Origin of the sequence: Ralstonia sp. 22086 (assembly GCF_052045975.1) — a bacterium.
Classification (GTDB): Bacteria; Pseudomonadota; Gammaproteobacteria; order Burkholderiales; family Burkholderiaceae; genus Ralstonia; species Ralstonia wenshanensis.
On sequence record NZ_JBQEPZ010000001.1, the window covers coordinates 157,210 to 169,361 of the forward strand.

At 61.2% G+C, this 12,152-nt stretch carries 9 protein-coding genes and 1 tRNA gene; 5 read left to right on the plus strand and 5 right to left on the minus strand.

Features of this window, described 5'->3' with window-relative positions:
- Position 1: 1 nt before the first annotated feature.
- The 3 genes from tssK to tssM are packed head-to-tail and all read left to right on the plus strand — an operon-like array spanning position 2 to position 6,600.
- Positions 2 to 1,342: a type VI secretion system baseplate subunit TssK gene (tssK, locus tag ACTJK6_RS00750; protein ID WP_440838139.1), complete on the plus strand. Its 1,341-nt coding sequence runs from the start codon at positions 2 to 4 to the stop codon at positions 1,340 to 1,342.
- Entirely contained in the window at positions 1,339 to 2,730 is a 1,392-nt protein-coding gene (gene tssL / locus ACTJK6_RS00755) for a type VI secretion system protein TssL, long form (protein ID WP_440838140.1), read from the plus strand. The genes tssK and tssL overlap by 4 nt, the downstream gene beginning before the upstream one ends.
- Positions 2,731 to 2,742: 12 nt before the next feature.
- A complete protein-coding gene (tssM, locus tag ACTJK6_RS00760) occupies positions 2,743 to 6,600 on the plus strand; it encodes a type VI secretion system membrane subunit TssM (RefSeq protein ID WP_440838141.1) in 3,858 nt (1,285 codons plus the stop codon).
- A 203-nt stretch (positions 6,601 to 6,803) separates the two neighbouring features.
- Here tssM and ACTJK6_RS00765 read toward each other — a convergent pair whose 3' ends face one another.
- On the minus strand, positions 6,804 to 7,085 hold the full coding sequence (locus ACTJK6_RS00765) for a hypothetical protein (RefSeq protein ID WP_440838142.1): 282 nt from the start codon (positions 7,083 to 7,085) through the stop codon (positions 6,804 to 6,806).
- A 251-nt stretch (positions 7,086 to 7,336) separates the two neighbouring features.
- Here ACTJK6_RS00765 and ACTJK6_RS00770 point away from each other — a divergent pair, with 251 nt between their 5' ends.
- The gene (locus tag ACTJK6_RS00770) at positions 7,337 to 8,566 is read left to right on the plus strand and encodes a DotU family type IV/VI secretion system protein (protein WP_440838143.1); all 1,230 of its coding nucleotides are present in this window, start codon (positions 7,337 to 7,339) and stop codon (positions 8,564 to 8,566) included.
- A 168-nt stretch (positions 8,567 to 8,734) separates the two neighbouring features.
- Here the strand turns inward: ACTJK6_RS00770 and ACTJK6_RS00775 are convergent.
- Positions 8,735 to 8,811 (minus strand) — tRNA-Arg (locus ACTJK6_RS00775).
- A 664-nt stretch (positions 8,812 to 9,475) separates the two neighbouring features.
- On the opposite strand from ACTJK6_RS00775, the gene ACTJK6_RS00780 reads away from it, so the two are divergent.
- Complete coding sequence (locus ACTJK6_RS00780) at positions 9,476 to 9,679, plus strand: hypothetical protein (protein ID WP_232040287.1); 204 nt, start codon at positions 9,476 to 9,478, stop codon at positions 9,677 to 9,679.
- A gap of 17 nt (positions 9,680 to 9,696) precedes the next feature.
- On the opposite strand, the gene ACTJK6_RS00785 is transcribed toward ACTJK6_RS00780, so the two are convergent.
- Genes ACTJK6_RS00785 through wrbA form a run of 3 tightly spaced genes read right to left on the minus strand, consistent with a single transcriptional unit; the run spans position 9,697 to position 12,098 of the window.
- The gene (locus ACTJK6_RS00785) at positions 9,697 to 11,109 is read right to left on the minus strand and encodes an FAD-binding oxidoreductase (protein ID WP_440838144.1); all 1,413 of its coding nucleotides are present in this window, start codon (positions 11,107 to 11,109) and stop codon (positions 9,697 to 9,699) included.
- Between the two features lie 6 nt (positions 11,110 to 11,115).
- Positions 11,116 to 11,508: a DUF2069 domain-containing protein gene (locus ACTJK6_RS00790; protein ID WP_440838145.1), complete on the minus strand. Its 393-nt coding sequence runs from the start codon at positions 11,506 to 11,508 to the stop codon at positions 11,116 to 11,118.
- On the minus strand, positions 11,505 to 12,098 hold the full coding sequence (wrbA, locus tag ACTJK6_RS00795) for an NAD(P)H:quinone oxidoreductase (RefSeq protein ID WP_260802351.1): 594 nt from the start codon (positions 12,096 to 12,098) through the stop codon (positions 11,505 to 11,507). Before wrbA ends, ACTJK6_RS00790 begins: the two co-directional genes overlap by 4 nt.
- Between the last annotated feature and the right edge of the window lie 54 nt (positions 12,099 to 12,152).

Below are 12,152 nucleotides of genomic sequence, written 5' to 3' on the forward strand. Positions count from 1 at the left end.
CATGAGTTGGTATAACAAAGTCGTCTGGAGCGAAGGGTTGTTTCTGCGCCCGCAGCTCTTCCAGCAGCAAGAGCGCTATCTGGAGCATTTCGCCCACAAGCGCGCCACTGCATTGAGCCCATTCTTTTGGGGGTTCCATCATTACGCCATCGATGCGGAGGCGCTAGCGTTGGGCAAGTTGGTGGTATCTGGTGCGGCAGGTGTGTTTCAAGATGGCACCCCGTTTGATGCGCCCGCCCAGGTCGTGCTTCCTGCGCCGTTGGCGCTGCGGCACGAACACCTGAATCAATTGGTGTACTTGGCCGTGCCCATCCGAACCCCTAATGCAGAGGAAACGAATTTTGGCGACGCTGCCGATTCTTTGGCGCGCTACCGCGCCTTCGAAGAAGAGTTGCTGGATGCGAACTCCATTGCCCAGGGGCCCAAGTTGGTCCAACTCGCAGATTTGCGATTACGGTTGTTGCCAGAGAAGGAACTGACCAATTCATGGATGGGCTTGCCTCTTGCACGGGTGGCGGAAATCCGTGCCGACGGTAGCGCTAAGCTGGATTCCACTTTGATCCCCCCTGTCAATGTGTATACGGCGAGCAGCCAGTTGATGACGTGGCTGACTGAGCTTCATGGTCTGTTGCACCTGCGTGCGGACTCGATGGCGGAGAACCTCACTGCGGGTGGAACGCGGGGTGGCAACGCTGCAGAGATCTCCGAGTATCTGATTCTGCAATTGCTCAATCGCTACGAGCCGGTACTAACCCATCTTCTGGAAGCCAAGGCGGCTTCACCGGAGGTCTTGTACGTGCAGTTGTCAGCCCTGGCTGGCGAGCTTTCGACCTTTGTGCGAACCGACACACGGCGTCCCCAGAAGTACCCGGTATATCAGCACGCGGAGCCACACACATGCATCAAACCGTTGGTGGATGATCTGCGCTATCTGCTCAATGTCGTTCTGGAACGCGGCGCACAACGTATCGAACTGCGCGACCAAGCGCACGGCCTCCGTGTGGCCGTGCTGGAACCCTCCGAGATTGGGCGCTTCACCACCTTTGTGCTGGCCGTACATTCGCAAATGCCGGCCGACGTTCTGATACATCAGTTCCCAGCACAAGCCAAACTGGGCCCGTTAGAACGTTTGGCCGAGTTGATTCGCTCCCATCTGCCGGGCATTCCGATGGAAGGCATGCCGGTGCCACCGCGGCAGATTCCGTTCAATGCGGGGCATGTCTATTTCGAATTGAAGCAGGACCATCCGCTGTGGGAGCAGGTCGCACGCTATGGTGGGCTTGCAATGCATGTCGCCGGCCATTTCCCCGACCTGCGTCTGGAATTGTGGGGCGTGCGATGAACAAGCGAGCCGACCCGTCCACAATGGGGTCTGAAGACAACGTCGTCTTACCCGAACAAGACCAACCCGCTACCGCGGCGGCCAGTGCTCAAGCGTCGCCATCTCAGCCGGCACGCGCGCGGCGCACACCCTGGCAGTGGCAGTCTCGGGAAACGCAGGAAGAATGCGTCACCCGGATCTTGAAGGCGCCGAACCCCCTGCTGGAAGCGGCGCAGCCGTTGCTGCGCGCGCTCGCGGAGATGCCAGAAAACCTACCTGGTGCTCAAGAGCAAGAGAAGCAAGCCGAAGGCGATGACAAGCAAGACACAGTTGGGCTGAACTCCGAGAACGAGCCGCATCCGCAAAGTGCGGCGATGGCGCTACGTTACCTTCTGGCAGAAGAGCTCAAGCAGTTTCAACAGGTTTGTGAGCGCGCCAACATCCGGCGTGAGCATATTTTGGGCGCGCACTTCCTACTGTGCACGGCGTTGGATGAAGCTGCGCACAAGAAGTCTTGGGGTACGAAGGGATGGCCCGAGCACTCCCTGCTGGTCAGCTTGCATCAGGATACCGAAGGCGGAAGCAAGTCCTTTTACGTGCTGGGCCGATTGGTTGCCAGTCCCGACGAGCACCTAGACTTGATCGAGGTGTTCTATCAGGTGTTGTCCCTTGGTTTCGTTGGTCGCTACGTCAATCAAACCGACCGAGACCGGCATTTGGATGCCATCCGGCAACGTCTGCTCAATCTGATCTCCAGCAAGCGAGAAGAGGTCCCCCGCGAACTCTCTCCGCACTGGCGCGGCGTGGCGCCGGGCCGTTTCGGCCTGCTGCGGTCCATCCCCGTATGGGTCAACGTTGCAGTGCTCGCCTTGGTGGCGTTCGGGCTGTTTGGTTGGTTCAAATACCAACTGATGCTCCATACACACGACGTTGAACAAGCGATTCTGGCCATCGGAAAAGTTACGCCTGCCGAGCCTCCAAAGGCGTTGCGTTTAGCAGAGCTGCTCAAGGGTGAAATCGCGCGTGGTGTTGTCCGTGTGGAGGAAGATGCAATGCGTAGCGATGTGATTTTCCGTGGAGACGACATGTTCGGCGGTGGCCGGGCCGAGGTCAGCCAGAGGATCCTCCCGCTGTTGGACAAGGTGGCGGCCGAGATCGGCAAGGTGAACGGAAAGGTCACCGTGATCGGCCATAGCGACAACGTGCCCATCAAGACCGCCAAATTTCCGTCCAACCAAGCGCTCTCGGAAGAGCGTGCGGCAACGGTGGTCGAGTATCTGGCCAGCAAGGGCGTCGCCAAGGGCCGGTTGGAGGCGATTGGCAAGGGCGATACCGAGCCGGTGGAGGATAACCAAACGGCGGCAGGGCGCGCCCAGAATCGGCGCGTTGAGATCGTCGTGACGCAGTAACGGAATCAAGCGATGGAAATGTTGAAACGTATCGGCGCAATACTGTTCTCGCGACAGGCTCTTGCGCTCATTGCCGCATTGTTGGTGGCGGCAGCCATTTGGTTTATCGGGCCGCTTCTCAGCTTTAGCGGCATGCAGCCGTTGGCCAGCGTTGGCACGCGCGTCACCGTGATCGTGCTGCTGCTGACGTTTGTGCTCTTCTGGCTGGCAGGGTGGCCGGTTTCCACTGCTGGAGTGGCGGCGCTGTGTCTACTGATCTGGCACGCTGGGCCGCTGCTTGCGATCGGGAACGGCAAGCCGCTGGAGCCGGCGTCCATCCGCATTCTGCTGATTGCGGGCATTGTGTTTCTGTTTGTGGCTTACGCGCTTTACTTGTTGATCAAGCGTGCCCGTACAGACCGCACATTCCTAGAGCAAGTGCTCAATTTTGGCGGCAAGCCCAAGGAGGCTGCGGCCAAAGTCGAGATCACTCAACTGGCTGACGCAATCCAACGTGCGCTGCGGCAACTCAAGGGTATGCGGGGCGTCAGTGGCTTCCGCCGTCTGGTGGAGAACAAGCGCTATTTGTACGAACTGCCGTGGTTCATGATGATCGGCCCCGCCGGTGCCGGTAAGACGACTGCGCTGCTCAACGCTGGCATGCAGTTTCCGATCGCGGACCAGATGCGGGCTTCCGTAGGCTCGCATGCGGGAACCGCCCATACGGACTGGTGGCTGACCAACGACGCCGTGCTGATCGATACAGCGGGGCGCTATACGACGCGTGAGTCAAACGCAAGCATTGATTCCGCCGAGTGGCAAGGGCTTCTTGGTTTATTGCGCAAGTATCGGACACGAGCACCTATCAACGGCGCGTTGTTGGCCGTGAGCACTACTGACTTGCTGACGTTGTCCCCAGAAGAGCGCATAGCACAAGCCTCCATGCTACGCGCGCGACTGGCTGAGCTACGGGATGATCTCGGTATTCAGTTCCCGGTGTACGTCGTCGTGACCAAGCTTGATCAGTTGGTCGGCTTTACCGAGTACTTCCAATACCTGTCCAGCGAAGGGCGCACCCAGCCATGGGGGTTCACGCTGCCACTGGAAGACAAGAAGGGCAGGCGCGGCATGTCGACGTTTGACGTTTTGGCGCGCTGCAGGGAAGAGATGGCGTTGCTGGTGGTCCGATTGCGAGGCGGGCTCAATAACCGATTCTATGAGGAGTTTGACGAAGCGCGGCGCAAACGCATGCTTGCGTTCCGCCCGGAATTTTCCAGCCTGACGCAGCCGCTGATGGAAATGCTGGAGCACGTCTTCCTTGATTCTCGCTTCGACGATACGGAGCGGCGCCACACGCTGCGCGGCGTGTATTTCACAAGTGCCACCCAGTCCGAACATGTAATAGCGGGCGATTACAGAACGATCTTCCGCAAACTTGAGCGAGGTGAGGGCCGGCTCAAGGTTGACGTCGATGAGCCGAAGGTGGACATCGGCAATGGTATTGCCGTCGATACGGCCAAGACGACGGGCAATCGAAGCTATTTCCTGCAGGACGTGCTCAAGCGGATCGTTGTGCCTGAGGCCCACCTGGTCAGACCGAACCTGCGTTGGGAAATCCGCTTCCGGCTACTGCGCCTGCTGGGGCATGCATTGAGCTTGGTGGTGTTCCTGTGGCTGGTCGGCGCGCTGTATGTCAGCTTCGGGCATAACAAGGACTACTTGGGCACGGTACAAAACAAGGCTAAGGTCTTGGCCGGCACGATCACGGCGTTTTTTAAGAAGGCACAGCCGGAAGCAATGCCGGAGGTGCTGGCGGCGGTGCACGATCTGCCTGTCTACCATGGCTTGAATCCGGTGGCTCCCGACCTCGATTGGCGCTTTGGCCTCTATACGGCGCCGCCGCTGTTGGCCGCCGCAAAGATGACCGATATTCGGTTGCAGGACGCGTTGCTTGTGCCCTATCTCGTGCGCCGTGTGGAAAACGTGCTCTCCTCGGCTATCAGCAGCAAAGACGCCAAGTTGACCTACGACACCTTGCGCGTCTACCTGATGTTCTACGACAAGGAGCAATTCAACGCCTCTGACGTGCGTAGTTGGGTGCAAGCCGATTGGACGACCGGGGGCGGGGCGGACGCATTTGGTGGCCGAGTTGCCATTGCAGAGCATCTGAACAGTCTGCTCGACGGTAGTCGGCCGATCCAATCGCCGTACGCCAAGAACGAAACGCTGATTCGCTCAGCTCGGGATTTCCTGGACGGCAACACGTCGACCGAGCGTCTGTACGACCGGGCCAAGGCCGCCATGATGGAAGAGGCACCGCCCGACTTCACGCTCGTGCGTTCGATTGGTCCGCAGGCGGGCACGGTCTTCTCCCGCGCCAGCGGGGAGCCTATCGAGCGGGGCATCCCGGGTTTGTTCACTTATGCGGGATACCACGAGTTGTTCAATGCCAGGCTGCCGGAGTTCGTCAACAAGGCCCAATTGATTGATGCGTGGGTAATGGGTAGAACAGGCATCCACGCTCAAAAAAAAACGCTTGAAGGCGCCGCTGGCAAGCTGACCGGCAATGACCCGGTGGAGCGAGAAATTCGCCGTCTGTACCTGACCGAATACGCGCAGCACTGGGCCGCGTTCCTGACAGACATTCGGGCGCTGACCGGCAACAACCTGGCCTTCGACCTGGAAGTCTTGCGCAACTTTGCCGCCCCCGATTCGCCGTTGGCGCGTCTGGGGCGCGTCGTTGTCAGGGAAACGACGCTCAGCCAGCCCGTGGAGCGGGAAGATAGGTCAGTAGCTGACAAGGCGCTGGCGGTATTGGATAAGAAATCCGACAAGATCAGCGGCTTTGCTGCGCGCGCGGAAGCCCGCCAAGAGCGCGAACTGGTCGACAGTCGCTTTACGGCCTTGCGAGAGATTGTCACGGGACAAGCGGACGTGGCGGTATCCGGCGCACAAGCCGCGAGCGGCAAGCCGCGGCTGGACGCCATTGCCAGCATGGTCAATGCCTACTACACCTCTCTTGTGGTTGCGAGCAATGCGCTGGAGACGCGCAATCTTCCGCCGCACGTAGATGCGGGCGCTCAATTGCGCATGGAGGCAGCGAAATTACCCGCCCCCTTAAAGGAGGTGCTGACCGACTTGGTGGTGCAGGGAACACGCGACGTCAACAAGGGCATCGGTGACATCCTGATCGCCCAGATGAACGCCATGATTGGCGAGAGCTGTCGCAGCGCAGTTGATGGCAAGTACCCTTTCAATCCAACCTCAGCCCAGGACGTGGATACCGAGGATTTCTTCCGGGTCTTCGCCTCGGGGGGCGTGCTGGATGACTTCTTCCAAAAGGTGCTGGCGCCGCACGTGGATACCACTATTTCCCCGTGGCGTTACAAGCTAAGCGCCCCGGATGTGCCGCCGGTGGCAGGCCCGAGCCTGATCCCATTCCAACGCGCGAAGGAAATCCGCGAGGTCTTCTTCCGAGACCCAGGCGCCAAGAAAATGGCTTGGAAGGTGGATATGAAGGTAGTGGAGCTCGACCCGGAGATCGTCGAGCTGAACATGGACTTCGATGGTCAGAGCCAACGCTACGTTCACGGTCCCGTCATCCCGCTCAAGGTGACATGGCCGGGACCGCGTGGCGGGCAAGGGGCGGAGATCACTGCCAACCCACGCGTTCGTCCGGAAACCTCCACGCTGACCGCCAATGGCCCATGGGCCATGATGCGGGTCATCGCCAAGGGCAAGCTCGCCAACTCCGTATCACCCAGCCACTTTGTTGCCGAATACGACTTTGATGGGCGCAAGGCCAAGCTCGACATCAATACCGGTAGCTTGGCCAATCCCTGGACAACCGGGTTGTTGCAAGGGTTTCAGTGTCCCGGGAGATCGGGGTGATTTCGGCTCCCTCCATCTTTGGCAGGCTGCCGGCGCTAGGCGATTGTTTGCGTCGCAATGCGTCGCCGCAGCAGGTCGAGGCGTGGCGCACATGGTTTGATACCGCGGCTGCGGTGTGGTCCGGGAAAAAGTCGCCTGTGTCACGCCAAGCCGGTCAATGCAGCGATGGGCGTCCGACGTTTCTGGTGCTGTCAGCGCGTGAACTAGGCTTTCCTGGCGATGGCGATGGCGATGGCGATGGCGATGGCGATGGCGATGGCGATGGCGATGGCGATGGCGATGGCGATGGCGATTTGGTGGGTGTTGTGATGCCGTCTCGCGATCGCGTGGGGCAGCGGTATCCACTGGTGATTTGGCAGAGCGCAAGCGGCTATTGGGCAGAGCAGCTTCTCGAGTCGCCCGCGACGTGGCTCTCCAGCTTGGTCAGAGTCATGTGCGAGCACATCCATTTGCGCGGGAAGCAAAACTTCGCTGCTGTGGTGCATGCCCTTTGGGCGTGGCATTGCGCCCCACTGGCGCAGCCGCCATGGAATCCGTTTCACGCAAAGAATCGGTTCCAGCTATTCGGGCACGCTCCTCAATCCTCGACTCACACGGCCCCTAGTCCGCCAAGATTGGCCTCTGCCTCGGTTACAACCGGGTAGTGTTGGCTGCCTTTGGGAGGTAGATCGCACATCCGCGTCTCAAATCGCGAGCGTAGGCGATTTGATGTGTCTGATGGCGGAGCTCTAATTACATGACGTTTACGAATCAAACTGGCACGCAAAGTGCCACCAAGAACCATATCCTTCGCCTCGCCCAACCGCTGTTCTGGTTGCTGGATGAGTTATCGCCTGAGCTGGAGTCGGCGGCCCGGCTGGATGCACTCCGAGCCGAGGCCCGCACACGGCTGACAACCTTCAAGAAAGCCAGCCTGGCAGCAGGGCTCAATGCCGGCATTATCGAAGCCGTGCATTACTGCTTCTGCGCCGCCATCGACCAGGCTGGGAGCCAGGTGCGCGGCCGCGCGAACAGTCTGCGTGGCGTCTGGCTCCAACATGGATTGCTAGCGGAGTTCTACAACGAAAATGCCTGCGGTCAACGCTGCCGTGGATGGATTGAAAAACTCCAGCAAACACCGAACGCCAGCGCAAACGCGCTGCAAGTTATCGCAGAACTAACCGAGCGCGGCCTTCGTGATGAGCGTGGTTTGCCATTGCCGAAGATCGCACTGCCAGCGCGTCAGCAACTCGCATCCGCGACGGCGGACATTCCTCACATCACCCATGAACGTTGGATACCGGAGTGGCCCGGGCCCGTCAACAAACCTCTACCCGAAGTGCTACTCCTGCGAGAAGCGCCTTTGGAACGGTCTTGGCAGCCCATCGTTGTTGTCACCGGGCTCATCGTGACAGGGATCGTACTGGGCCTGACGTTCATGCTCCACCGCCAGCGCCAAGACAATCAAGCGCTGGTTGCGAAGGTGGCGGCACTGTCCGCGCAATTGGTCAAGCAGCGTGAATCGTTGGGGGATCGCATTGCGCGCGCGCTGGCTCCCGAGGCCGGGGCGGCCCCGGTCGGCATCAGCACAAAAGACGATCGAATCTATCTCGCCTTCAATAGCGATGAAGGTTTCGCCTCCGGCCGAGCAGATCTCACGCCTATGCTCGCGCGCCAGCTTGACCGGCTTGCCACCGTGCTCGCCGACACGCGTGGCAAGATCACCGTGCTCGGGCACACCGACGATGCCCCCGGACCGCGCGATCGCATGGAGTCGAACCTCGCGCTGTCAACCGCACGCGCCACGGCGGTCGGGCGGCATCTGCAAGAGAGCGGGATCACTTCGGACCGCTTGTCCATCATTGGTCGTGGCGTGAAAGATCCCGTTGGAGATAACCGCACCGCCGCGGGTAGGGCGTTGAACCGACGCGTGGAGATCGTTCTTGAAAGCGTGCCAAATCCACAGCCAACAGGCCCTCAGCGATAGGGGCAAGGAGGCTAATCTGTGTGGCGAGTGGGGGGAAGCAGTGGCGTTGGCGGTCAGTCGAGATCGTGGGATACGTGCCAAGGATGCAACCTGAGCACACTTTCCCGTGCTCACTCGTTAAATCGTCGCGGTGACGCTCAACGTAAGTGCTTGATCCATAGGGATCGGTGGCCTGCCCAGAGGGATTCGAACCCCCGACCGTCGGCTTAGAAGGCCGATGCTCTATCCAACTGAGCTATGGGCAGATATGCAGGTGTGCAGGCTGCCCAGGCAACCCAAAAACGCGCGGCCTCCGGGTACCTGGGAGGCCGCGATTCTAACAGATGGGATGTTGCGCAGCGCTAGTGCTGGGGCGGGATTTCCGGCGGTAGCTCCCCGGGTGGCAGTTCGATTGGGGGTGTTTGGGGTTCTGGGTCGTGCACCGGGTCGTGGGCCGGTTCGTCGGGCGGCGGCATTTCCGGCGGCGGGTGCGGGGGCTGTTCGGGGGGCTGCGGCGGCGTGATGTGGGCACGCTTGGTCAGATCAGGCGAAGCGGGCATGGGCTGCCTCCATACGTGGGTCGAGTTTCGGGTTTGCCCTAATCGAGCCCGCAAGCGTCGTTCCCGCGCATCATCCAAAAGGTGATACCTAAAATACGTACCCCCCAATTGGGGGGATTTTTGATACATTTCGTGGCGTCGGGTAGTGCCACACAACAATAACGTTTCATTCGAAATTCCGCGCAATGACGCGGGACACCGTGCCTACGCACGCCAAACGGGCGTGACGAAGCCTTTTCGGTTCGGACCAGACGGGAAAAGAGGGAGTCTTGTTTGGGCAGCCAGGGAGCAATCCATGGGGCTGCTGTGTTTCGCCATGGCTGCAGGGGGCTGGGCGAGGCGCTAGCCATGGGGCAGGGAGGAAACCACAATGAGCACACGTCATGCACGACGCCCGGCAGGGTCGTCACGTAGCACTTACATCCGTAGCGCCCAGAGCGGGCGCATCGGTGACCGTTCCAACGCCGGCGATCATCGTCTGCCGCCCAGCGGCGTACCGCGCATGCTGTTGTGGATGCTGGCCGCGACAGTTCTCTTCGCGGTGGCGAACTACACGCTGAAGCTGTTCGGCTGAAGCAAGGCAGAATCGCCTTACAACAACTTCCCCGGATTCATCAGGCCGCGCGGGTCCAATGCCTGCTTGATCGCGCGCATCGCCGCCAGTTCAACGGGGCTCTTGTAGCGCGCGTTGTCTTCGCGCTTGAGTTGCCCGATGCCGTGTTCGGCCGAAATTGAGCCGCCATGCGCATGCACGCTGTCGTGCACGATGCGGTTGATGCCGTCCTGATTGGCCAGGAACGCGTCGTGCGCATGGCCTTCCGGCGGCGATACGTTGTAGTGCAGGTTGCCGTCGCCGAGGTGGCCGAACGTCACCATGCGGATGTTGGGGTAGGCCGCGGCCAGCGCGCGGTCGGTCATGTCAATGAAGTCGGCAATGCGCGAAATCGGCACCCCAATGTCGTGCTTGATGTTCTTGCCTTCATCGGCCTGCGCCAGCGGAATATGTTCGCGCAGGCTCCAGAAGTCGCGCGACTGGGCTACCGATTCCGCCACCGCCGCATCGTCGATCACGCCGCGCGCGAGCGCGTCTTCCATGAGCGATTCGAAGAGCGTGCGCGCGTGTTCTTCGCTTTCAAGATCGGACAGTTCCAGCAGCACGTATTGTGGATATGCCTGCGTGAAGGGCACGCGCAACTGCGGGTAATGCTTGCGCACCAGCTCCAGGCAAAACGCCGACATCAGCTCGAAGCCCGTCAGCAGCGTCCCTGCGTGGCCCTGCGCCAGCGATAGAAACTCCAGTGCCTGACGCGGCGATTGCAGCGCCGCCAGCGCCGTCACCTTGGCGCGCGGTTGGGGAAACAGCTTCAGCATCGCACCGGTGATGATGCCGAGCGTGCCTTCTGCGCCGATCAATAGGTCACGCAAGTCGTAACCCGTGTTGTCCTTGCGCAGGCCGCGCAGGCCGTTCCATAGTTCGCCGTTGGGCAGAACTGCTTCGATGCCCAGGCACAGTTCGCGCGCGTTGCCGTAGCGCAAGACGGCGGTGCCGCCGGCGTTGGTCGAAAGATTGCCGCCGATCGTGCAACTGCCCTCGGCTGCCAGGCTCAGCGGGAAGAGTCGGCCCGCATCGGCGGCGGCCTGCTGCACGTTGGCCAGGATGCAGCCGGCATCCACGGTGATGGTGTTGTTGATTGAGTCGACGGCGCGCACGCGCTGCATGCGCTGCAGCGAGATGACCACCGCGTTGCCTTCCATGTCGGGCGTGGCGCCCCCGCACAAGCCGGTGTTGCCGCCTTGCGGCACGATCGGCACGCCATGTTCGCCGCACAGACGCACGAGCGCAGCCACTTCGTCAGCGCTGGCGGGACGCAATACTGCGCGTGCGCGACCCGAGAAACGCTTGCGCCAATCGGTGAGGTAAGGCGCCTGGTCTTCCGGTGCGGTCAGGACGTGCGTTGCACCGATGGCATCAACGCAGGCTTGCAGGAAGGCATCGTGAGTCATGTCGGGTCAGGTGCTGTGGCCGGCGCGGGCTTTCGCAGCGCGCTTGAACGGGCGCAGGTAGAAGATGGTTGCGGTGAAGAACACCACGCTGAGCGCCACCTCGCCCCAAGCCAGCGAGCGCGACAGCCCAACGTCCGATGTCGCCCGCACGATGCCCTCGGTAAAGAACAGCAGGATGAACATCGACGCCCATTGCATCGTGTAGCGGTTCTTGCGCAGGACACCGGGCAGCGGCCACGCCAGCAGCAGCGCCTTGAGCGCCAGCCACGAACCGCCCGGGCGCACGGGCGCTAGCCACAACTCCCAGGCGGCACACAGAATGATCAATACGATGAGGCTGCCTGCACTGAGCAGCGCCAGTGCCCGGGATTCGGCGACGACGTTGTTGGCGGGAGTCATGCGGCGAGCTTGAGAGCGGTCTGCGCCAGCCTCCGGCCCATGGCCGTGGCGAGCGTGCGTTCGTGGGCGGTAAGCGGTGCGGTATCGCCGCGATGCGCAACGTGTGACGGCCCGTACGGTGTGCCGCCGGCATCGGTGGAAAGCAGTTCGCTGTGCTGATACGGCAGACCGAGCACGACCATGCCGTGGTGCAGCAGCGGCAGCATCATCGAGAGCAGGGTGGTTTCCTGCCCGCCATGCATGCTGCCTGTGGAGGTGAACACGCACGCCGGTTTGCCGGCCAGAGCGCCCGCCAGCCATTGCGGCGTGGTGCCATCCAGGAAGTACTTGAGCGGCGCGGCCATGTTGCCAAAGCGCGTGGGCGAGCCCAGCGCCAGGCCCACGCATTCCTCCAGGTCGCGTACTTCCACGTAGGGCGGGCCGCTATCGGGCACGTCGGGCTGCGTGACTTCGCAGACGGTGGAGACGGCGGGCACCGTGCGCACCCGAGCCTGGGCGCCGTCGACGCTTTCAATGCCTTGCGCAATGGCTTCGGCCAATGCGCGCGTGCTGCCGTGACGGCTGTAGTACAAGACCAGGATATCTTTCATAACAAAGCGTTGAGAGCGTCGCGGTATTATAGTTGCGCCCCCCAACCCCGCCTC